Here is a 22112-nt window from a genome sequence, read left to right as displayed (position 1 = left end):
TAAAAATTCAGATGGAATAAAAACTCCATCTGAACTAAGTTTTGCTTTATGATATAATGTGATATAATTGATATCTTTAGAATTGAAAAATCAACATTTTTTGAGATAATGCGAGGTGAAAAAAATGAATAATATAAAAAATGAAAAAATGAGCGAAACTAAAATTAAAATTCTAGAAATTTCTTTAGATCTTTTCTCAAAACAAGGATTTAAAGGAACTTCTATTAGGCAAATAGCTAATGCTGTTGGAATAAAAGGTGCCTCTATATATAATCACTTTGGTGGAAAAGAAGAAATATTACAGGCTATTTTTTCTATATACAGACCCCGCTCTTTTAGAGAAAACCTAATTAATAATACATATTTAGAACAAATAAAAGAAAATCCTGATAATTTCATAACTGTTTTTGATAATGAAATTATCAATGGTTATAAGACGAATGAACACTGGAGTAAACTTTATAAATTGATTATTATGGAAATGTTTCAAAACGAAACTGTTGGAACAATTATGAAAAAAAATATTTTACAAGATGCGAAAAATGCATTTAAACATTTTTTTGATGAATTAAAAAAATGTAAATTGATAAAAAACATTGATACTTTATTTCTGGCAAATGAATTTTTGAATATTCTAATTTCTTCAAATATAGAGATTTTACTTATACATAATGATGATAATTTTGACTATTATATTGACCTTTTAAGAAAACGTATTGAATTCTTTTGGAAAAATATAAAATCATAAAATTCTTTTATTTGAGTACCTAAAGCAGCACAAATTCACTATTTTCTAACCATGTGCTGCTTACATACAATACCTCAAGTAAATATTTTTATATGTGATTTCATATTTATTTTTAACTAAGAAAAAAATATAAATTAAACATCTATTTTATCTAAAACCAAGTATCCATTTAATTTATATACAAATAACCAAGTTTTTATTACCCTCACATCTACACCTCAAAATTAATAAAACTACATTCATTATCACAAATTACTAATATATTAATATTATTCAGTATCTAATGATTATTAAGTATATATTCTTATACATACCCCATTACTTGTCCAAGCATAACTTGTCCTTTTTTTCTAATAACTCTATACTCTAATCATTTTTCTATATTCTACTACAAATAAAAGCCATGGCAAAAACCATAAATATCTAGGCAGCCATTTTTCTATCCTTACAAATAAAATATACTCTTTTAAAACTTACAATTAATTTATTAAATATGAATTCCCACACCATCAATCTTCCCATTTTCTAATACTCTCAGCTGATAACTTGTATATGCTGATTGAAAAATATCATCACTTGAAATAGTATATTCAATGCATAAACCCTGTTGTCTTTTCAGAGAAGCACCTGCAAATTCACAGGCTGCTACTTCAATAATATCAATTATTTTTTCAGTCTTATCATTAAATAGTTCTTCAAAATACGCTTCTGCATCTGCTGTTATCTTTAATAAATTTTTCTCCATTTTATCAAATAACGCTAAATATTTTTCCTTGTCCCCTTCATTTATATCTTGAATTGACTTATCAGAACTATAAATTCCTATATCAACACCTCCGATATAAACAAGTCCACCCTCTTGGTGCTCAATATCCATTAAAATAGCATTATCATGACATACCTCACAAGCTCTATATATATCAAACTGATGATTACCACTAAAATTAAATTTATTCTCATGTTCATCAAAAGACATAAATATCCTAAAGATAAAATTATCTTCTGACAAATATTCAATTGCCCCGTCAGTCCACCTTCTATCAGGATCTTTTAATTTTCCAATTATAACAGTTGCAGGCTTATATGATTTATTTATAAAAAGCCTTGAATTAATTCTTTTCATTCCTACTTCTATCAAATTAAATTGTTTATTGAATAATTCTAGTCTCCTTAATGACTCTTTTGATGCTCCAGCTTCATTTCCTTGTAATACAGCCTTAATTTTTCCAGATATATTTTCTTTTATTGGCCAAAACCAACTATTTTTTATCATTTTACATAATACCTCTCTCCTATAAATAAAAATCATATAAAACAACATGTCCTTTAGTTGAGCAATATCTATTTTCTTCATCCCAAGATTTAATTTTTCTATAATTATTGCTTATTTTCTTTGCTGTCCACGCCTTATATAATTAGATAACACTTAGTTCAATTAAATCCTCCCTAATTAATTTTCTTTTCATTAGTCAGAATATCACCTCTATGTAATTGCTTTGCCTCAATATCGGACAAAAGAATACCCACATTGCTTCCAACAGGTGCTATATTCATCTCGCCTACTCTTGGATTTTCCATACTCATGACTTTAGATGGCAGTCTGTTTCCATTGACATCTATAATATATACATCATCACCGACTCGAATATCTGAACCTTTTACTATACCAAATACGATGCATCCTACTCTTTTAATTGTAAATATATCATTAATATAAAACGTATAAATGCTAGATGCATGTTTGGACTGTAAATCCAATTTTTTACTAAATAATTTATTCAAAAAACCCATCTTGTATTACCTCCTCATTCTCCTTATGACAAACTCTATATTCCATTTATCTCCTATTGATCTATTCGAACTTTAATTTAGTGTAACTATTATTGTTTTAATCTGTTACGAATATTTTCTAAATTCGAAACTGTTACCTCTATACCACTATCTACCTTGGAAACAATAAATTTTGACCCTTCTAATATTATCGGTTCTATTTCCTTCTTGAATTCTGTATGCTGGTGAATAAACATTCTCATTTCATTTAGTAATCTATCCAGTTTCGTACAATCATCCATTTCCATAAGACGTTTTGCTTGTCTTTTGAAAAATTCATTTAATTCATTTACCTCCCCATATTTCATGCATTCCTCAATAATTTTTGTAACAATATAATTATTTTTGTTCATAAAATAAGGTTCAAGATCATCCACCTTAAATTTAGGATTTACTGTTATTAATTTTAAACAGTAATCAATATGAATATGTGATCCTACAAATCCTCCATAAAAATCCTGTACCTGTTCAAGAATATATGGAAACATCCTTAATGCATGTTCATACCAATTTTCAATTCCATCTTTACCATAACAGCGATAAGTTTTATAATCCATTGAAGTTGTATATTTATATGAGATAATTCTACTTAGTTCACTAAATATTCCTTTATTATCTAATGTCATTAAAGAAATAAATACCTCATCTATTTTTTCATAATGAATTTTTTGAAGTATATGAAGGCCTTGTATCTTTAAATCATCATTTGTCTCATAAATAAATAACTCATATAACTTTCCTTTTTCTTCTTCTGAGAGTTTTTTAAACTTAATAAAAGAATTCCATATCGTCCCTTTTTTGTTATTATCCTTTGTTTTTTTATATAAGTCAGCAAGTTCTGCTACACTTCCACCTAAGAGATTTTCAAAATTGTATGATATATTACAATCTAAAATAACATCTCCAATATACCTCTCATACCATTCAAGAAAGTGATTAGTATTTTCATCACGTGGGATTCTTTCTTGTGATACGTGAATATTAACCAATTCCCCATAATTATTTCCATTAACAATGAGTGCAATTTCATCATCATAACTATATACACTACCATCAGGATATTTAAACCTCTTATAACAGAGACTTAATAAACCTTCTTGAAATGCATATTTATTATTCTGACTTTCATTAATAAATTCACATTGATATCTGTTTACATCTTTCATACTTTCTAATTTGGGCAGTCTGTTTTCTTTTCCACACAACTCATAATAAATCTCTTCTCTTCCACCAAATTTCATCAAGTCTCCATGAGGTCCCTCTCCACCATCTCCAATTTCTGTTATGAACCAGAAATAATCTGGCGGAAGTTTAAAGTTATACTTTTCTTCTAACATTCGTACTTCACTAGCTTCTATTGGTGGATTTAAATTAATTTTCTTTCCTCTCTTTGCTTCTGCTAATTTTAATTTATTTAATATCTCTTTTTTATGCTTTTCATTTAACTTTTCATGTTCCATAATTTTTTCTCCTTATATAAAAATCATTGAATTTAGTTGTCTTATATATTTGATTTTCTCATTACATACATCTAATTAATTATGAACTCTATATTGTCAAACTTTACAATCTAACTTATATCATTTAGTTTTATTAATTTAACCTTGTAATTATATACAATAGCCAACATTCTTTTTATATCTTAAAACAAACTCATAATTAAATTCTTTGAAATCTCATAATCTATCTTGTTTTCATTCTCATCCTCATATCTTTGTATAGTAAAAAAATATTTTTATATTTACTTTTTCAATAAGTAGTGCAACTATCACAGGCCTTTTCTATTTTTGTGGAATTATAGATTTTATATATGATGTAATCATATCCGGAATATAGAAATCTATGTAATTATCAATTAATGCATTTATATACTATTGAAAAACCACCCAAAAGACAGTCATCAAACTAAATTAAACTCCTCCCAAAATATCCATTTGGAGCATTTATCATTTTAGCAAATTCACTAAGAAATGATTCTAAATCATATATATTTTTTCCCTCAAGTATATAAATCTTTTTCATAAAAAAGCCTCCTATACATATATAACTGCACATGTTTCTTATACTCTATTTAATATTTTTATTTCCAAATTATATTTGTTTTACGCTAATTACTTTATTTTAATCGACATAATCCATTTCAATATTTAGTATTTTTTTGAAATTTTTTCTAATATTTCAATTTGTTACTTTGATTAGTCATAAAATATGTTAATGTTTTTTAATTAAGCACCTAAAAAGTAGTAATAAAAATAATATTAATATAACCATGCCATAATATATTTCATCTAATCTGAAAAAAATAAAAAAGATGATTTAATAAATCATCTTTTGTGTTCTAGATAATTCTATATCTACATATATTTTTATAAATAATCCTATATAAAAAAGAGAATGAGCTAATCATCCTCTTTCACTTCATAACCAGGTAATTATTCTTAAAATGCGAAACGCATTCTTATTGGGGTGTGCCCCATTAGTAGTACAAGCATAACTTGTCCATTTTTATTAGTAATAAGCCTATATATTCTATTAAATACCTAAAAATAAAAAGTACTGTAACAATATTTTTTTAATCTATCAAATCATCTCCAAGCGACAAATACTTAGGAATATTTTTATTTCCCACACTATATTCACCATTAGTTTTATCAGAATATACCGACAATCTAAAATAGCAGTGTTTAGGATTAAACAAGCCTCCTCTTGGTTGATATAAATATTCATATTGAAAATTAGGATCATCCTTCAATTTAACAGTTATGTAATAATCAGTATTAAGAAGCCCTGTTGTAATTTTTTTGCTTTCAATGTTATCTTTTTTTATTCCTTGTTTTTTCATATATTTATACATTTTTTGTTCTGCAAAATGTTTCTGTACTGGATTATAAATAATCCACAAACCCACTATCAATGCACAAATAATTGATATAAAAATCCTTTTTTTTGACATCCACTCACTCTCCTTTAAAAGTTTTACCACAAAATAGTAATTCTTATAAATGAAAAAGCAGTTGTACGATACAATGAAGTAATTGTAAATACTATCAGTCTACTTTTCAGTATAGAACACGAATGCTAGTATTAGGCTCTATAGTAACATATACTTCCCTCTGATAAATAACTTAGCTATTATTTTTTGACTTAATTTCTTCAAACCACTCCAACCCAATGTGATTAGCAGTTTTGACTGGATCGTTAGAGTAAACTAAATCATACTTATATTCTGCTTTCAAACCATTTTTTTGTACATCATAAATCATTTTAAACTCTGTTGGCATATCTCTATCATATTCTATACACAATTTTTTAATATTTTCGATATCTTCATTAATAATATCTAATACTGCAAATTGACGTTCAGTGGATACATCGTATCTTTCTTCACCTCCATCAATAGCATCATTCAAATTATGCTTTTTTACATACATATTATTTATTTTGTAAAAAAAGCTACTAGAAATGACATCTCCTTCACACGAAGCATATACATATACTTTTTCGGCTCTATTCTTAACATATTCTAAGCATATTGATATCATATCTGCTTGAGTTTCACTAAAATATTCCTCAAATTCTTTCATATTTCACATCTCTCCTTTACCAACTAATGATTTAGCTTCCCTTACTTCCGTAGCAGTTTCACACATCCCCTTAGATAAAAAACTGTATCTAAATACTAATAGTAGCAACAGTTTCATTTCCTGTTACCACTAGATTATGAAAGTCTGCTATTTTTCTATTCACTAGTCACTATTATCTATACCTTGAATTATTTTTTCAGTACAATCCCACAAGAACTGTTTATTCTTTATATGGTTCCGATTTAATAAAATTCTCTACTAAAAATTTATCTGTTTCATTTAAACTCTCAAAAAGTTCATTGAACATAGTTTTTGCATCTTTATTGTCTAAAAATGATAATGTGGCTATAGCTGCATGTCCAAACTGCCACGGTCCAATAAACTTATTGTTCTTTAAAAGCTTGCCGAGTTGGGCTAATCTATCAACAATTCTCTTATTACAATAATTTCTCTCTATTATTTTGAACATTGCCATAGCTACAACTCTTAAATTGTTAGCCTCTAGACAAACAATTAAATTTTTATTTTTAATCTTATAATTTTTAATTTCTTCTACTAATTCAAAGATCGAAACCATAATCTATCTTCCTCACATAACATTCTATTTATTTATATATCCTTATCTATCAATTATATATTTTTTTCCCCTTCAAAGTTATTCCACAATATTATCCAAACCTAAACTTTTTCTCCCTTTAATCTCACTTAATTGTAAAACCTTATTTCTTTGTTGTCTTAATAATTATTTAATTCCATTAAAAATAAATTTCTGTTCTTCAACATCTAAACATTTAGTTTTTGCTACATTAATTAATAATCCAAGCTTTGGATCATAGAGATTATGTAATATATTAAAAATAAATATATATCTATATTTTACCATAATATAAATCACACTTTTTCATTTATATGTAATTTTGCAGATATATGGAATAAAAACAGCAGCTCTAATTATTACTACTTTGCTCATAAAAAATATTTGTATTTCTACTAATTTTATTATTAATGATCTATATATTAAAATATATGAGTATATTGAAATATATAAAGAAGGTGACTGTAAGTCTCCTTCCTAAATAAGCAGATAGTTATTTTTTAATGTAAAATGCATTCTTGTTGAGGTGTGCCCCATTAGTGGTACAAGTATAACTTGTCCCTTTTTTCTAACAGTTCTATACTCAAATCAATTCTATATATTCTACACCAATAAAAGCCATGGCAAAGCTCATAGCACAATTGCCTAAATATGGATAGTTCAAAGTGAATTTTATACAAATATAACTAAAAATCAATTACAAATTAGGTAACATTCAACTTATTTCAATTACTTAGAAATATTCCATTCAGTATCTAATATACTATAAACAACATGACTTACATAATGATCATATAGCCATTCTGCATCTCTTAATACACCTTCATTCTTAAAAGCTAATCGCTCTGGTATTGCCCTACTTTTTAAATTCTCTTCTGCACACCTTATTTCAACCCTATGTAAGCCCAACTCCGAAAAAGCATAATTAACCATAGCTTTACAAGTTCTTGTCATGATGCCAAGGCCAGTAAATTCAGCCCCTAACCAATATCCAATATTAGCTTTTTTATGACCCAAATTCAGTTCATTATATCCAATGACACCTGCAAAATCACCTCTATACCATATACCTACTGTAAAATCTTCATTCTTAGAAAACTGTTCAAGACATGATTTAATAAATTTGTTGACATCTTCACAACTCTGTATACTATCCAACCAAGGTAGCCATTGTCTTAAATAATCTCTATTCTTATCAATTAATAAGTAATCTTCTTCAGTATGTTTCTCTTCTAAGATTCTCAATTCAATATCTTCATCTATTATTCTTTTAAACATTATTTGTATTTAGTGATATAGTCTATTATAAGCCCTAAACTCTCACTAAATCTCTCCCCCTTCGTTAAGTAATTTGTTGTAATCAATATATCCAACAGTAAAATCGAGTTTTTAATTATTAGCCTAATAAGAATATAAATAATTAAAAGTTAATTATTTCATTAACTTTTCTCTCAAATAAAACTAAATTTTCGTTCTTAATATCTTTTAATAATTTAATAATTGTTTTTCTTGTTTCAATATCCAAGTCTAATAATATTTTTCCATAAATTTTACGATATTCATCATGATTTAAAATTCTACATTGTAAAATTTTCGCCCACTCGCTTGCTTGAGGTAGCATGCTTGGAATTGTTTTTCCTTGTATAAATAGTGATTCCTCTATACTGTTTTCTCCCAAATAATCAATAGTATGAATAATTCCATACATAACCTCATAAAATTCAGTGTCGTCAAATAATACATCACATAAATCTTTTATATTTTGTATATTTCCATAATCTCCTACGTTTGCTAAAGCCTCCTCAAACAATTCAAATTCTTCATTTGTTCTCATAAAGCGGTTGTCTTTTAATTTCTTTATTTCTTTTTCAATATTCATACTTGCTCCTTTAATTATTAATATTTATATATAGTTTTATGAATAATGACAAGCTTTATAATAAAATAGTGCTTAACAATACAAATTGCTTTAATCTCTCTGTATTTGTTTTAAGCTTCTTTTTGATTCCCATTGAAGTTGTTTAACCTTTGAATTAGAATATTCTCTTAATATTTCTATTGATTTCTCATTTGGAAATGCCTGTAAAGATCGAAGTAACTTCCACATTATTAAATCATCATTTTTATACTCAACAAACAATTCAATGATATCATTAAAACATGCATCATTACTGTTATAGTAAGATATAAAACCTATAGCATCAATTGCTTCAATTATTTGTCCATATTCTCCATTATGTAAACATTTTTTTAGTTGATTAAGTGCAGGCACACCTATTTTACATATAGTTCTAGCAACTATATCTCTAGGTAGTGGGTAATTATTTTTATTAAATGGTTTATCTGGAAGTACTTTGTGTTGATTGGTTCCAATTTTGCCTAAATATTTTACTAACAGTTGGCTAACTTTTTCACCAAATAAACTGATTGATTCTGTAATAGCAATCTTTGTATATAGCTTTTTTTCTATTGTTAGAGATTCAATAAGAGAAGTCATAGTTTCTTCATCTTTATAATTTCCCAATAATTTTGCAGCTATAGTCCTTTCTACAGGAACTTTAGATTTTAATAATTGAATTAACTCTTTTTTCGTACACTTCTTGTAAATTAATAAATCTTTATCCTCTATATATCCCCTATTTCTAAGTTGTTTTAGATTGCTTTTTATTGTATTCACCTTCTTATATTATAAAATCTCATCAACAAATTGTTGCACATAACTACTGTATTCCCGAAACTCATGAATTAAGTATTTATTCAACTTCCCATTATAGATATAATAGGATTTTCCAGTGTAATCAATCTAAAATCAATATTCTTAACATATATAAATTCAATTTATTTCTATATATATTTTACCATACTGTAGGATCTTCTGGTATATATTGTATATTTGTGCAATAAGAAAAGAGAATGTTTTAACATCCTCTTTCATATTAATACGCAGGTAATTATTTTTCATATCTACAGTGTATTCTTGTTGTGGTGTCCCCCATTAGTGGTACAAGCATTACTTGTCCATTTTTTTCTTAATACATTTGAAAATCTGAACCCTCAGAAATAGACTATTTATTGTCTCTACTTAAACAAATTTAGTCCAATGTAATCTTATATATGTTGATAATAATACAGTTAACTAACCCCATTCTTTGATATAGTACTATGGAAAAAGATATATTTTTATCTCGTCCTTTGTTTTTGTAATATATTGGATTTACTACTATTAAATTAAAACTATGCTGAGGTATTCCAAGAATATAATATGTACTTCTTTTCTGTTTCGATAAAATACTCATATTCATTCCAATTATCTATGAGCTGAATTCCATTAATAATTTTTTTATTAATTATTTGATTTTTTAAAACAGCTCTTATTAAATCTGAATTTTCTCTATATTCTTCTCTTGTTTTTATACAATATTTATAATCAAATAGAATCTTATCTATAAATGTATCGTAATTAAATTCTATAGGCTCATAATCAATTAAATACTCCCATATAATATTATCTACCTCAATTAATTCCTTTTCATTTTTCACATCAATATCCGAAAATCTCCATTCATTATCAGAACATATAAGCCTCTTTAGTAATGATACATACCCCAATCGCTTTGAGTTTACTATTTTTTTATCTATCGATACTATAATAATAGTTTGTTCCCCTACATAATAAGTTTCTACTATCCTTATTTGCTCTTCTATATTATTTATCTGATCCCAGATAGTCATTATACTTATTTTATCCTTTAGTAAACTTAACATTTCTACATAAAAATTCTTCATCTTTTTCACCTTTTTCTTAATATATTAATATCAAATTATTACAAATAGCTATAACATTCACGAACCTAAATATATATAAATGTATTTTACCACAATACTAATCACCCATTTACATTTATATTAAGTTTCGTTAATATATTCATATACTTCAATAAAAAAGACGGCAATTCTAAATCTTCTTCATGTATAGGCAGATAGTTATTTTAAATATAATATATTCCTGTTGGGGGTATATCTCGGTTTTGATACAAACACAACTTGTCTATATATATTCTTTTAATTAAATATATTGAGCTATTTTATAACAGAAAAAAATATATCCTTCTCTTGTATATTTATCTACTTTTAAATTTTAAAAAACAAACCCGCTCAAATAGGCTATTTATTGATAATATTATATATAGTGAGGTGATATACTTGAAAGAAAGAACATTATTTGAATTATTAAGTGAAGTTGAAGATGAAGACACATTTATAGACTTTATTGAAGCATTAACAAAAGATAGAATAAATAGTAGATATAATAAAACTAATGATGAATGGCAAAACAACACTATTGAAGATTTTTTAGATTCAGCTTGTTCATGGGGGAAATGTTCAAAAAACGGATTAGAATTTTATAAAAAACCTAATAATCAATGGAAAAGGTGTGCTCAAATAATCTATATGGGAAAAATCTATGAATAAACTATATTAAAGATAAATTAGGTTAAGTAAAGATTGGAGATTAAATATGAAAGAAATATTAGCTGAATTTTTACAAGATAAGATATCAGATCAAGAATTTTATGATGCAATTTATGATTTTATAGTTGACCAAAATATTCGTTCAGGCGAATATGAAGGCAATATTTTTATAATAAAGAAGTTAGATAGGTTAAATTTCATTATCTTTAAAGAATATTTCTATCGTAAAAACAATCATAGGGAGATCTCTAGTGCTATTTCACTCTTTAGAAAAGATATTCTGATAGCAATAAATGAACATGCTCATAAAAGTGGTTTTGTAGTTAAGGGTTATGGATCTGAAAGCAATGAAGTAATAACATCTTGGTAGGTTAAAAAATTTAATAGCTTTTTCTCTAAAAGAACTCAGGTTTACTTTGGTAAAGATAAAGTATTCTATTAACACATATTCTTAAAAATAAAGAAAAAGGGGTATCTTTCAATACTCATTGAAAATACTTATTCAATAATTTTTGTATTCTAATAGTAGATACAGTTGACCTTTGCTTTCTAACTAACTTCGAAACATACTCAACATGCATAGTATATGTGGAAACATATCTCCAAAAGCCACCTTTATTTATGATATAGTTCATATCTATTAATTCCAAATGCTACTTATTAATGTTTTATACATTTCAACTTCTTCATATAATTTAATAAATGTAAAAAAGAAGGCGGCTAAAAGTCTCCTTCTTTACCAAGCAGATAGTTATTTTAAGTATAACTCATTCTTGTTGTGGTGTCCCCCATTAGTGGTACAAGCATAACTTGTCCATTTCATCTTTTATATCAACCTATCCTTAAACCCTTTTTATATTTAAGAAATCCATCTTCCATAATTAACTCAATCATTCCTGTTTCATTCAAATATTCAACATATTCAAATCGCTTATAAATATAAACATAGACTGAGGTACATTTCCTCCAACTTCTACAAAAAAATTACTCCCACAATCAATTAAATTGTAAGAGTAATTTATACAACTTTAGTAATTAACTATGTTCATATTACTTATTTTCTTTCATTTAACTAACCTAGTAGAAACCAAGAATATTCCAGAACTTTATACTAACATCATCAGAAGGCAACACTATCCTATAATTTATGTTTTCCCGAACGTCTGAAAAATCCTCAACCTCGCTAAACTTTCGACAAGTATTGCATTAGTAACGTTTATATTTCATGTTAATATCATTCTACTCTTAAAACCTTATATTCACATACATCAACCATCACACCTATTTAATCAACTTTAGCAGTGGTCAGCACTCCACATGCATAGTATGTGGAAACATATCTCCAAAAAACCGCCGTTATCTATGTTACGGTTCAGCGTACACATCATAAAGACTATTTTTAGTTTTCATATAACCTTAGATAACCTATGTTTTTTTTCATTAAATTGTTCACTTCTTTGATACTTCAAACAATTTAATGCTTATTTTTCAAGTTCCTCTAATATTTCTTTAAACCATTGTTTTGAAAAACTGTGAGATCCTATTCCATAATCAACTGTCTTTAACTGATATTTTAATATTTCACTATAAGCTTGGTCTACTTCTATTTGCTCCAATTCTTTATTTAGATTTAATAGTTCCTTCTCTCCTAATTCAATCTGAGAGATTATGTTCTTAAGAATTTGTTTCTTGCCTTCATCCTGTATTACTAAACCTAAAAAATGAAGCTTAGATAAAGCTGTTACCTCCAACTTGTTTAGCGGAATCTCTTCAAACATCCATTTGAAGAAAGCTTCTTTCCCTTCTTTAAGGACATAATAAACTTTCTTATTTCTTCCCTTCTCAACTTTTTCCTCAAATTCTACTAAGTTATTTTTAACGAGTTTCTTTACAGCACTTTGAATACTACCATAACTTGCACTATAAAACAGTGAGATGCTACTTTTAAAAGCCGAATTCATTTCATAAATAGTAAGTGGCTTAATCATTAACATCCCCAGAATTACATATTCCATTTTCTTAATCCTCCTCTAACATATATCTTATAGTAATATATCTACAATTGTTTTGTCAAATTCTATTGACAATCAAAATCACATATATTACTATTGGTAGCATATACTGTTACTAATAGTAATATATCTATTAGAAAGAGGTGGAAGTATGAAAAAATTATTATTATTTCTTGGAGTAATAATTGCAATTGTTATTATTTGTATAGTGGTAATGATCTATTTAAAAACTAGACCACTTGCTAAAGACCAGGCAATTTCACTAATTCAAGAATCTTTAGAAAAGAAAGTTGATAAGAACGAAACTATACCTAATGGTCTTTTACGAATCGAGTCTTCACAGTTAGAATTTTCACATAATTTTACTTCAGGTTTAAGTCATGGAGTTCCTATAGAAGATGATCAATCTTTCCATACAGCCAGCATAGGTAAGATTTTTACTGCAACACTTGTTAATATGCTAGAAGAAAGAAATGTACTTAATATTAATGACCCAATTACTAAATATCTGGATGATAAAGTTATTGAGGACATTTTTGTATATAAAGGAATAGATTATAAGTATAAAGTTACAATAAAACAACTTCTAAATCACACAAGCGGTGTGGCTGATTATTTTGAAGACCCTGTCACTAGTGGCCCTAATATGAGAGAATTAATGATAGAGAAACCCGACAAACTCTGGACTCCTTTAGACCTTGTTAAATTTACTAAAAATAATCAGAAGGCTGTATCATCTCCAGGTCAAAAGATGCATTATTCGGATACAGGATATATTTTACTAGGACTGATTGTTGAATCTGCAACCGGCAAATCATTTCATGAAAATCTTCACGAAATGATATTTGATCCTATTGGAATGAATGATTCATATCTTATGTTTTATTCAACACCAAAAAATCCAGAAAAGAAACTTAATGAACTTTATTTTGAAGGTAAGAAAATTCACACATATAAAAGTCTTAGTGCAGACTGGAGTGGCGGTGGTGTAGTATCAACTTTATCTGATTTATGTAAGTTTTCTAGAGCACTTAACAAGTATAAATTAGTTAGTAAGGAAACGCTTGATAACATGTATACTTTTAACCAAAAGTATATGAACGGTATGTATTACGGACTTGGAGTTATTGAGTATCACTTCGAAGAATACTTCCCTATGTTGAAATATCTACCTAATGTAACTGGACATATGGGAGTATTCGGTACTCAGATGTTTTATGATAAAACCAGTGACACTGTGATCATACTAAGTTTAGGTTCTACTGATGGAACAAGCAAAAGCGTAAGATTGCTAATTGATGTATTATCTATCCTTGCTAGAATCAAATGAGATAAGCCCGTACAAAAGTGACTCATGTTACACTTCAAATAAAATAGCTATTAATCGCTGCTTTGTAATTCCAATTATATTCTTTCATTTGATATATCAACATGCAAAATGGTTTTAGTTCATCATTAACCTCATTGATACGTTTATTTTATGAAAACCTCCCTTACTTGTGGTACGGTTCACCTTTGTTAATTCTAAATACTTACTTATTAATGTTCTATGCTTCAATATACTCATATATGTTAATGACTAAAATTTAAAAAGGAGACTCTCAGTCTCCTTCCTTAATAAGCAGGTAGTTATATTTAAAACATAAAAAGTATTCTTCTTGGGGTGTGCCCCATTAGTGGTACAAGCATAGATTGTCCATTTTTTCTAATAATTCTATGCTCAAATCAATTTTCTATATTTCACCACAAACAAAAGCCATGGCAAAATTCATAGAATAATCCAACATATATGATAATAAGAAGTTAAATATTTAAAATATATTTTGTTTAATATAAAGGAGAAAGTACAATATTGTATTGAATCACAATACAAACTCTGTATTATAAAACAAAAGATAACCTAGTATAAAGTTCTTTTTTATTGATTCAATTAATTATTTTACATTAAATTTTTGCTATATTTTTTATTTACTCCTAGATACAAAAATAATCTTAAACTAATCTATATAATTTATTTTTTCTAGTAATTTCTCATCATCATATTGTTCAAATAATAAAAGTTCTTCGTATGGATTACCTTTTAGTTTTAAAATCTGTGAAAAAGCTGGTTCTGTTTTTAATCCTTGTTTTTTTAAATCTATTATTTTATTTTTAGCCTATGTTAAATAACTTAGTTGATTTATATAGAAAGTATAAAAGCACCTTCTAGAAAAGTATATTTAAAACATACTTCCTGAAGGTGCTTTTTATTTAACTTCTTTCTGTATTGAGAAATCTAATGTGATTTTTAAAACTACTCCTCGTATATACTATATGATATATTTTAATCAAATAAAGTAAACTCTTCCACTTTATTTGTTTCTCCTTCGCCAATAATAAGCCCACCAACAACATATGTTTTCTTATCTACTGTTACTACTCCATGACTAGATTTTGCGATAGGCATATTTTTTTTGATTTTCCATGTGTCTTTTTCAATATCGTATTCTTCTATTATATTAAGTACCTTGTTCTCATCCCAACCACCAATAACGTATATCTTTCCGTTTACAGTTGTTATTCCAATATCTTTTCTTTTGGAAGGCATATTAGCTTTAGTTGCCCATGTATCTGTAGTTGGATTATATTCCTCTACTACTCCAGTTGTTTTAAATTTACTATTCATCCCACCAATAACATATATCTTGCCATTTACAGTTATCGCTCCAAACTCACTTCTAGCAGTAGGCATACTAGCTTTAGTAGTCCATGTATCTGTAGTTGGATCATACTCCTCTACTGTATTTGTGAACATTCCACTTCCATCCATTCCACCCATAACATATATTTTGCCATTTACTTGAACTACTCCATGAAGCATTCTTTTATTAAGCATACTAGCTTTAGCTGTCCACGTATCTTTAACCGGATCATACTCTTCTACTGTATCTATCATAAAAAAGTCATCATCTCGTCCTCCTGTAACATATATCTTGCCATTTAATGTCACTGCTCTATGTTGTGATTTAGCTGTAAGCATATTAGCTTTGGCTGTCCATTTATCTTTTTCTACTTCATATTCCTCCATCAAATTGACCACTTTATCATTACTGTTTCCTCCAATGGCATATATTTTTCCATTCATTGAAACTACTTGATGACGCCATCTAGGATTTATCATACTAGCTTTATTAGTCCAGTTCACCGCACTCATCGAAGTATTAGTTTTTTCATTCAAATTATTCATATCTGTTGAAATATTGCTTTGCTTACATCCTATACAGAATACAATTATCAAAATTAAAATTAATGATACCTTAAAATTTTTCATCTACAATCCCCCCTCTTTCCTAGTTTTTAATTTTGGCTAACTAAACAACTTAACATATTGTTTAATTCTCTTATTTGATGAATTAACTAAACTATTATCTCAATACTATATTCTTCAATTAATTTGTTTTTCCTTGTGATACAGATATATTTACGACACATTTCGCAAGTGACTCCATTACTATAGCTAGAGTTAAAAGAATTTAAAATTTTTTTTGTTTTTTACTTATGATACTGTTCACCTCTAATAATTCTAAATAATATTTTATTAAAGTTCTATACATTTTAATATTCACATATGTTTTTATAAATAGTCATACTAAAAAAGAGAATGCTCTAACCATCCTCTTTCTTCTCATAAGCAGGTAATTATTTTTGAAATGCATACCGCATTCTTATCGAGGTGTGCCCCATTGATTGTACAAGCATGACTTGTCCAATTATAATTTATATTTATTATATATTATTCTAAGTTTTTCGTTCATATGTACTCCAAAGCACTTTCATACTATCACATAGTTATGACCCTCATAAGTGTATTTCACTTTAAATCTATAGACTAATAAATTTAGTATGTAATATTTTTTGTTGATATTTGTTGCATCCAAGTTTCTAAAGTTTCTTTTATCTCAAAGCTATCTCTCGATCTTTTTTCTTTTAATTCTTTCCAATTATGTTCTTCATCCACTTTTACTAATAATAAAACATATTCTCCATCTGAACTACTATCTGGATACCATCCTAAATCAATTAAAATATAATTTTCATCAGGTATATACCAATGACCATTTTTAAGTTCCATCTTTGTAATTTGCAAAATATCTTCAGTAAAATAACTCCAATTTTCTATAAATGATTTACTATCTTTTGATACTATAGGTTCAACATCATAAAATTTATTGTAGCAAACTGCAAATCCTGATGATATTTTTAATGGTAATAGATTCATACTATTTCTCCTAACTATAAATTTTTATATTTAACGGCTAGATATTCTATTTATATAATCTAATTAAGTCATAAAACTTTATTAAACTGTATATACTCATCTATTATTATATTTCCCCATAATAGTATTCTATATTTTTCTTCTGTTCAACTACATTATCTTTTATAGTAATATAGCTAGATTAATTTGTAATATTTTTATATTTATCAACTCTATATATAATGCCAAATTCAGCTAATGTTCTAATCACTTTAGTATAATAAATAAGTATATAATACACATTTTAGTATTTCATCTAACATATTTAGATGTTCTATCATTCTACCCTCTCTTCTAGAATAATTAAAAATCTATTTTAGCATAATAGTGCTAAATACTAATAATAATTGAATAAAAGGTGATTTAAAGATTAGTTTAATCCAGACTCTTTATAAACTTATTAATACAGTTTTCATATTGATTTCGTGAAAACTCAAGCAAAGGAATATTTTCAAACCATTCGATATCTTTTCCAATATACGTTGGAAATACTGTTCTATCTATACCTATCCTCTTCCACTGTACTAAAGTGTTAATATATTCTACCTCGCATACAACTACTATACAAGAAAAATCTAAATCATCTGGACATACAAGAATAGGTAATATAGTTGTTTCACATTCACATAAGCTTGTCTTTCTCCATACATACTCCTGTTCTTTTAAGTCTAAAAGCCAGCCTAGCCAAGTAGGAATTAAATTTAAGAAGTCATTATTACCAAGTATATTTACAAGCCATTTATCCAGTCTTATCCCATCCACGAATATCATTAAATATTCATCATCCACACATTCTGTTGTAATTATTTTTGCTTGAATTGAATTCAACAACCTCACCTCTCATACAGCAAATTCAAATCATCTTCTGTATCCATTTATCTCTATAAAATTCTTAATTTTATTTGCACTCATAATTCTATTGTATTATACAGTAATAAGCTTATAGATTATATAGCTATATTCTTTTGACATATATACTTCTTATCCCTTTTTTGATTAAAATATTATTAATCCTAGCAATTTCACTTTTTGTTCCGTCTATTAATTCATTTGGAAATTTAGCTTTTATTTCTTGAATTTCCTTTAATGTAAACCCAAGTTCTTTTTTCAATATATAAGTTATTTTTTTAATTCCTTTCCAATCTTCATATTCTTTATTATAATCTTCAAATAACTCCATAATAGCGTCAGTATCATGTGGCATATTTTTTCAATATTAGTCCATCTTCACAAAATAAGTTTTTAAGCATCTCTGTAAGTCTAGTTATAGTATCTCAAAATGCATTCTCATTTTTCTCTCATTTATATAGTCTTTAATAAATAATAGTTTATAAATTTTCTAATTTATATGATAGCACTATAAATCCGCCTCAAGCACAAAATAGTTTACTCATATATTTTCCCCATATATAATATCTGGGCACATCTTTTCCATGCATTATCTGGCTTATCATAGAATTCCAATCCAGATTTTGATGTTTCTCCCCACTCATGTGCTGCTTCCAAGAATATTTCAATTGTTTCGTTTTGCCATTCATCATTTACTTTTTTATTGACAAAATGTACTCTATCCTTTACTTAAAGCTTTAATAAAAAGTAAAAATGAATCTTCATCTTTAACCTCATTAACCATCTCAAATAATGATTTTCTACCCATAAAAACTTAGTCTCCTTAACTTCTTATTCTATATAAATTTATCTAAATATCCTGCATTTCTATATAATTAGATCTATCTCTTCTATTAGTCTATCGTATATTCTTTTCTTAGATTTTAATATCTCTTCATTCTTTATTTTTTTTAATATACAAATAATTTCTTCTCTACTAGGTGGATTAATAATTTTATATTCACCTTTTATGTGTAAAGATGTGCACGAATTAACCATATATTCTAGTGCATTTAACACTATTAATCCATACCTACCTCCTAAATATAACCATTCTTCTATGTCTTCCCATGTAGGTTGTGAACAAGCATATAACTCATACCACTGATCTTTGGTAGTAGAATTGGAAATGTAATTTTTTATCCAGCTAATTACTCTATTCTCTTTAAAATAACATAAATGACGCTTCGCTTCATAATCTTTTATTTTATCATTGAACATACCTTCAACATATGCTATAACTCTAGATAATCCTTCATCTCGAGGTAAACATCTAGAAGTAAGATACGACCTAAACACCGAATCGATTTCATTATCATTTTTCCAAAGATATCTTACCCAATCAGCAGAACAAATCCCTAATACTTCTCCAATAATTTTATACAAAATTTCTTTTTGACAATCGTCTACTATTTTTAATCTTTCTAATACTTTTTTAAATAATAAATTTTTATCATAACTTTTAAGAACTTTAATTTCTTTCTCTTTTATTTGTCCATGAAATTCTATATATTTAATTAGGCTTTCTAAATCATTTCTTCCTTCATCAAAACAAATATCAGAAAAAGTATTAAACCAATTTTTCCATCTATTTGATTCTGAACTATTTGAATTCAATCCTTTCTCATCTAAAAAAGGTTCCATTTGCCATATTTCAGTTCCTATTCCATATAACTCAGTAACTTTTTCAAGATATGTAATAAAAGAATCAGCAATAAAAAATATTTCACCTTCTTCATGACTCCAATATACAATACTTTGTTCTTTATCTTCTTCCATATCAAAAGCTAATATATCTCCGTTCCCTACTTTATAAAATTGAAGCTTATTTTTTAATTCACATTCTTCTCCATCATACGATTCAAGTTCTTTGACCAAAGGGTTTAAATCTTCAATCCATTCTAAACTCCAACAAATTTCACCAGAAAATATTTCTCTAAATTCATTAGGTAGATTTACATCTTCAGGAAGATACCAATTAAATTCTACGTGTCTTGAAAAATTCAATAGAATTTTTTTAAAAGAAATAGGCAAAGAGAATCCAAGAATTTTCTCTTTATTTTCTATTTCTTCTTTTGTTGATGGTGGTTCAATTACAAGTTCTCTTGCCTCTCCTCCAAATACTTTAACCTTATCTAATATTTGCTTCCATTTATAAACTAAAGCTTTATAATTATAAACACTCATATTTTTTAACCTCCAGGTATACATGAAAATATAGTTATTATAAACCTTTAACCCATCAAAAATTATTCTTTATAATAACTTTAAATTTATAATTTATTTTAATTATGTCATACGCTATAACTTACACATTATATTTAATAACGAGCTTATCATTTATTATATAACATTTTCCATATATTGCAGTGATATCTAAAGATGAATTTAAATTAAAGTTTAATTCCTTTTATTTATAAAATACAAAAAAGAAGATGATTTTAAGCCTCCTTCCTCAATAAGCAGATAGTTATTTCCTAAATGTAAAATACATTCTTGTTGGGGTGTTCCCTATTTTTAGTACAAGCATAACTTGTCTATTTCTTCTAGTCTGCTTTTATCCGTCTTCAGTATTCAATAAATCCCTTTAATCTATCACATATGAACTTTCAAATTTTCATAGGGGAATAAAGGCGAGTTTAAAAAGAAAAATAGCAAATTAGAAGAAGAAAATAAAGGGGTTAAAAAACAATTAAAAATTATTTATATCCCAAACTCTATTTTTGTGAATTTGAAAAATTTGCATATGATTATAAAAAGAAATTTCTAAGCTAGATAGAGATTATATTTACAAAAACTAATACAATATCTCCCAATAATGTGGTGGTAATTAGAAAAATATGGTACATTTAATATGTTATCTATAAGTTAATATTCACAAACCTATGTCGTGAATACAGCTACATAATCAGAAATAACGAACTAGGTTCATAAAGAAAACGCTATGCGAAAGTGATGCTATATTTCAGAAATCTATATAATAACTAGATATTAATTGGCAGATGTACAAAATATTACTTATATAATTGGAGGATACACAAATATGATATATCTTGTGCGTCATGGTGAAACTGATTGGAACTTATTTAAGAAATTTAACGGTTGTACAGAAACTGCGTTAAATCAAACAGGAATAGAGCAAGTAAAATTGCAGGCAGAAAACTTGAAAAGTGTTTGCTTTGATGTATGTTTTAGTAGCCCCAAAAAAGAGCACGTCAAGCTTGCGAGATTATCTATAATGGCATAAGCGTTCTAGATGATAGACTTACTGAAATAGATTGTGGTGAGTTTGAAGGCACAGAGGAAACGTTGGAATCTATTTTAGCCTGTTTTGGGAAGCGTGCACTATAGGAAATAAGGGTGTTGAAAGTTTTAAAGAATTCATGAGACGAAATTGTGATTTCTGCGATATGGTTATAGAAAAATATAGGGGTAAAAACGTCTTAATTGTTACTCATGCCGCAAACGCACGTATAATAAATTATTATTTTACTGGCAAGCCCGGGGACTATGATTTTAAAAAAGCTGTTGTCCAAAAAGGCGGGTTACTTACTTATGAAAATTCATAAATCTAGAATAATAAATCGTTAAGCCAGGATAGAGAAAACATGTATTTTTACCAAAACCAAAGATTATGATCATACTATGTAGTTGATGTTATAATAATCACAATTAAAACGTGTTA

General features: G+C 27.1%; 24 protein-coding genes and 1 pseudogene. 6 read left to right on the top strand and 19 right to left on the bottom strand.

Going from position 1 to position 22112, the window contains the following annotated elements:
• Window positions 1-124 precede the first annotated feature (124 nt).
• Complete coding sequence (locus P4S50_RS07690; protein WP_277734173.1) at window positions 125-748, top strand: TetR/AcrR family transcriptional regulator; 624 nt, start codon at window positions 125-127, stop codon at window positions 746-748.
• A 487-nt stretch (window positions 749-1235) separates the two neighbouring features.
• Here P4S50_RS07690 and P4S50_RS07685 read toward each other — a convergent pair whose 3' ends face one another.
• The 11 genes from P4S50_RS07685 to P4S50_RS07640 all read right to left on the bottom strand — a co-directional run bounded on the left by P4S50_RS07685 (window position 1236) and on the right by P4S50_RS07640 (window position 10543).
• Window positions 1236-2021 (bottom strand): hypothetical protein, encoded by a 786-nt coding sequence (locus P4S50_RS07685; protein WP_277734172.1) that lies wholly within the window; start codon window positions 2019-2021, stop codon window positions 1236-1238.
• A 173-nt stretch (window positions 2022-2194) separates the two neighbouring features.
• Window positions 2195-2539: a hypothetical protein gene (locus P4S50_RS07680; RefSeq protein WP_277734171.1), complete on the bottom strand. Its 345-nt coding sequence runs from the start codon at window positions 2537-2539 to the stop codon at window positions 2195-2197.
• 89 nt (window positions 2540-2628) lie between these two features.
• Window positions 2629-4038: a hypothetical protein gene (locus P4S50_RS07675; protein ID WP_277734170.1), complete on the bottom strand. Its 1410-nt coding sequence runs from the start codon at window positions 4036-4038 to the stop codon at window positions 2629-2631.
• 445 nt (window positions 4039-4483) lie between these two features.
• A complete protein-coding gene (locus tag P4S50_RS20315; RefSeq protein WP_465245005.1) occupies window positions 4484-4600 on the bottom strand; it encodes a barstar family protein in 117 nt (38 codons plus the stop codon).
• Window positions 4601-5150: 550 nt separating this feature from the next.
• Window positions 5151-5531 (bottom strand): DUF3139 domain-containing protein, encoded by a 381-nt coding sequence (locus tag P4S50_RS07670; protein WP_277734169.1) that lies wholly within the window; start codon window positions 5529-5531, stop codon window positions 5151-5153.
• 172 nt (window positions 5532-5703) lie between these two features.
• Window positions 5704-6162: an immunity protein YezG family protein gene (locus tag P4S50_RS07665; RefSeq protein ID WP_277734167.1), complete on the bottom strand. Its 459-nt coding sequence runs from the start codon at window positions 6160-6162 to the stop codon at window positions 5704-5706.
• A gap of 220 nt (window positions 6163-6382) precedes the next feature.
• A complete protein-coding gene (locus tag P4S50_RS07660) occupies window positions 6383-6739 on the bottom strand; it encodes a hypothetical protein (RefSeq protein WP_277734166.1) in 357 nt (118 codons plus the stop codon).
• Between the two features lie 747 nt (window positions 6740-7486).
• Window positions 7487-8035 carry a GNAT family N-acetyltransferase gene (locus P4S50_RS07655; protein ID WP_277734165.1) on the bottom strand — a complete coding sequence of 183 codons (549 nt, stop codon included), beginning with the start codon at window positions 8033-8035 and terminating at the stop codon, window positions 7487-7489.
• Window positions 8036-8177: 142 nt separating this feature from the next.
• Window positions 8178-8636: an Imm30 family immunity protein gene (locus P4S50_RS07650; protein WP_277734164.1), complete on the bottom strand. Its 459-nt coding sequence runs from the start codon at window positions 8634-8636 to the stop codon at window positions 8178-8180.
• A gap of 90 nt (window positions 8637-8726) precedes the next feature.
• Window positions 8727-9434 (bottom strand): HEAT repeat domain-containing protein, encoded by a 708-nt coding sequence (locus tag P4S50_RS07645; protein WP_277734163.1) that lies wholly within the window; start codon window positions 9432-9434, stop codon window positions 8727-8729.
• Window positions 9435-9991: 557 nt separating this feature from the next.
• A complete protein-coding gene (locus P4S50_RS07640) occupies window positions 9992-10543 on the bottom strand; it encodes a hypothetical protein (protein ID WP_277734162.1) in 552 nt (183 codons plus the stop codon).
• A 417-nt stretch (window positions 10544-10960) separates the two neighbouring features.
• Here P4S50_RS07640 and P4S50_RS07635 point away from each other — a divergent pair, with 417 nt between their 5' ends.
• Window positions 10961-11230 carry a DUF7660 family protein gene (locus P4S50_RS07635; RefSeq protein ID WP_277734161.1) on the top strand — a complete coding sequence of 90 codons (270 nt, stop codon included), beginning with the start codon at window positions 10961-10963 and terminating at the stop codon, window positions 11228-11230.
• Between the two features lie 46 nt (window positions 11231-11276).
• Window positions 11277-11600 carry a hypothetical protein gene (locus P4S50_RS07630; RefSeq protein ID WP_277734160.1) on the top strand — a complete coding sequence of 108 codons (324 nt, stop codon included), beginning with the start codon at window positions 11277-11279 and terminating at the stop codon, window positions 11598-11600.
• 1111 nt (window positions 11601-12711) lie between these two features.
• On the opposite strand, the gene P4S50_RS07625 is transcribed toward P4S50_RS07630, so the two are convergent.
• The gene (locus P4S50_RS07625) at window positions 12712-13245 is read right to left on the bottom strand and encodes a PadR family transcriptional regulator (protein ID WP_277734159.1); all 534 of its coding nucleotides are present in this window, start codon (window positions 13243-13245) and stop codon (window positions 12712-12714) included.
• 148 nt (window positions 13246-13393) lie between these two features.
• On the opposite strand from P4S50_RS07625, the gene P4S50_RS07620 reads away from it, so the two are divergent.
• On the top strand, window positions 13394-14572 hold the full coding sequence (locus P4S50_RS07620) for a serine hydrolase domain-containing protein (RefSeq protein WP_277734158.1): 1179 nt from the start codon (window positions 13394-13396) through the stop codon (window positions 14570-14572).
• Window positions 14573-15239: 667 nt separating this feature from the next.
• Here the strand turns inward: P4S50_RS07620 and P4S50_RS20260 are convergent.
• The 7 genes and pseudogenes from P4S50_RS20260 to P4S50_RS07595 all read right to left on the bottom strand — a co-directional run bounded on the left by P4S50_RS20260 (window position 15240) and on the right by P4S50_RS07595 (window position 20614).
• Window positions 15240-15383, bottom strand: a complete 144-nt coding sequence (locus tag P4S50_RS20260; RefSeq protein WP_416390156.1) for a DUF4269 domain-containing protein — start codon at window positions 15381-15383, stop codon at window positions 15240-15242.
• A gap of 182 nt (window positions 15384-15565) precedes the next feature.
• Window positions 15566-16552, bottom strand: coding sequence for a Kelch repeat-containing protein (locus P4S50_RS07615; RefSeq protein ID WP_277734156.1), 987 nt, complete (start codon window positions 16550-16552; stop codon window positions 15566-15568).
• Window positions 16553-17119: 567 nt separating this feature from the next.
• Entirely contained in the window at window positions 17120-17500 is a 381-nt protein-coding gene (locus P4S50_RS07610) for a hypothetical protein (protein WP_277734155.1), read from the bottom strand.
• A 414-nt stretch (window positions 17501-17914) separates the two neighbouring features.
• Window positions 17915-18367 carry an inositol-3-phosphate synthase gene (locus P4S50_RS07605; RefSeq protein ID WP_277734154.1) on the bottom strand — a complete coding sequence of 151 codons (453 nt, stop codon included), beginning with the start codon at window positions 18365-18367 and terminating at the stop codon, window positions 17915-17917.
• A gap of 127 nt (window positions 18368-18494) precedes the next feature.
• Window positions 18495-18743: a hypothetical protein gene (locus P4S50_RS07600; RefSeq protein WP_277734153.1), complete on the bottom strand. Its 249-nt coding sequence runs from the start codon at window positions 18741-18743 to the stop codon at window positions 18495-18497.
• 182 nt (window positions 18744-18925) lie between these two features.
• Window positions 18926-19075: pseudogene (locus tag P4S50_RS20310) on the bottom strand (DUF7660 family protein); the annotation flags it as partial.
• Between the two features lie 180 nt (window positions 19076-19255).
• The gene (locus tag P4S50_RS07595) at window positions 19256-20614 is read right to left on the bottom strand and encodes an SMI1/KNR4 family protein (protein ID WP_277734152.1); all 1359 of its coding nucleotides are present in this window, start codon (window positions 20612-20614) and stop codon (window positions 19256-19258) included.
• A gap of 856 nt (window positions 20615-21470) precedes the next feature.
• On the opposite strand from P4S50_RS07595, the gene P4S50_RS07590 reads away from it, so the two are divergent.
• Together P4S50_RS07590 and P4S50_RS20255 are read left to right on the top strand one after the other, a co-directional pair.
• Window positions 21471-21674 (top strand): phosphoglycerate mutase family protein, encoded by a 204-nt coding sequence (locus P4S50_RS07590; protein ID WP_277734151.1) that lies wholly within the window; start codon window positions 21471-21473, stop codon window positions 21672-21674.
• A 67-nt stretch (window positions 21675-21741) separates the two neighbouring features.
• The gene (locus tag P4S50_RS20255; RefSeq protein ID WP_416390155.1) at window positions 21742-21996 is read left to right on the top strand and encodes a histidine phosphatase family protein; all 255 of its coding nucleotides are present in this window, start codon (window positions 21742-21744) and stop codon (window positions 21994-21996) included.
• Window positions 21997-22112: the final 116 nt, after the last annotated feature.

The organism is Tepidibacter hydrothermalis, assembly GCF_029542625.1.
Classification (GTDB): domain Bacteria; phylum Bacillota; class Clostridia; order Peptostreptococcales; family Peptostreptococcaceae; genus Tepidibacter_A; species Tepidibacter_A hydrothermalis.
This window is presented reverse-complemented; position numbering and strand designations above follow the sequence as displayed.

Bases quoted from the DNA above. Each gene is read 5' to 3' on its own strand.
- P4S50_RS07690 (WP_277734173.1), top strand. From the start codon at position 125: ATGAATAATATAAAAAATGAAAAAATGAGCGAAACTAAAATTAAAATT.
- P4S50_RS07685 (WP_277734172.1), bottom strand. From the start codon at position 2,021: ATGATAAAAAATAGTTGGTTTTGGCCAATAAAAGAAAATATATCTGGA.
- P4S50_RS07680 (WP_277734171.1), bottom strand. From the start codon at position 2,539: ATGGGTTTTTTGAATAAATTATTTAGTAAAAAATTGGATTTACAGTCC.
- P4S50_RS07675 (WP_277734170.1), bottom strand. From the start codon at position 4,038: ATGGAACATGAAAAGTTAAATGAAAAGCATAAAAAAGAGATATTAAAT.
- P4S50_RS20315 (WP_465245005.1), bottom strand. From the start codon at position 4,600: ATGAAAAAGATTTATATACTTGAGGGAAAAAATATATATGATTTAGAA.
- P4S50_RS07670 (WP_277734169.1), bottom strand. From the start codon at position 5,531: ATGTCAAAAAAAAGGATTTTTATATCAATTATTTGTGCATTGATAGTG.
- P4S50_RS07665 (WP_277734167.1), bottom strand. From the start codon at position 6,162: ATGAAAGAATTTGAGGAATATTTTAGTGAAACTCAAGCAGATATGATA.
- P4S50_RS07660 (WP_277734166.1), bottom strand. From the start codon at position 6,739: ATGGTTTCGATCTTTGAATTAGTAGAAGAAATTAAAAATTATAAGATT.
- P4S50_RS07655 (WP_277734165.1), bottom strand. From the start codon at position 8,035: ATGTTTAAAAGAATAATAGATGAAGATATTGAATTGAGAATCTTAGAA.
- P4S50_RS07650 (WP_277734164.1), bottom strand. From the start codon at position 8,636: ATGAATATTGAAAAAGAAATAAAGAAATTAAAAGACAACCGCTTTATG.
- P4S50_RS07640 (WP_277734162.1), bottom strand. From the start codon at position 10,543: ATGAAGAATTTTTATGTAGAAATGTTAAGTTTACTAAAGGATAAAATA.
- P4S50_RS07630 (WP_277734160.1), top strand. From the start codon at position 11,277: ATGAAAGAAATATTAGCTGAATTTTTACAAGATAAGATATCAGATCAA.
- P4S50_RS07625 (WP_277734159.1), bottom strand. From the start codon at position 13,245: ATGGAATATGTAATTCTGGGGATGTTAATGATTAAGCCACTTACTATT.
- P4S50_RS07620 (WP_277734158.1), top strand. From the start codon at position 13,394: ATGAAAAAATTATTATTATTTCTTGGAGTAATAATTGCAATTGTTATT.
- P4S50_RS07615 (WP_277734156.1), bottom strand. From the start codon at position 16,552: ATGAAAAATTTTAAGGTATCATTAATTTTAATTTTGATAATTGTATTC.
- P4S50_RS07610 (WP_277734155.1), bottom strand. From the start codon at position 17,500: ATGAATCTATTACCATTAAAAATATCATCAGGATTTGCAGTTTGCTAC.
- P4S50_RS07600 (WP_277734153.1), bottom strand. From the start codon at position 18,743: ATGCCACATGATACTGACGCTATTATGGAGTTATTTGAAGATTATAAT.
- P4S50_RS07595 (WP_277734152.1), bottom strand. From the start codon at position 20,614: ATGAGTGTTTATAATTATAAAGCTTTAGTTTATAAATGGAAGCAAATA.
- P4S50_RS07590 (WP_277734151.1), top strand. From the start codon at position 21,471: ATGATATATCTTGTGCGTCATGGTGAAACTGATTGGAACTTATTTAAG.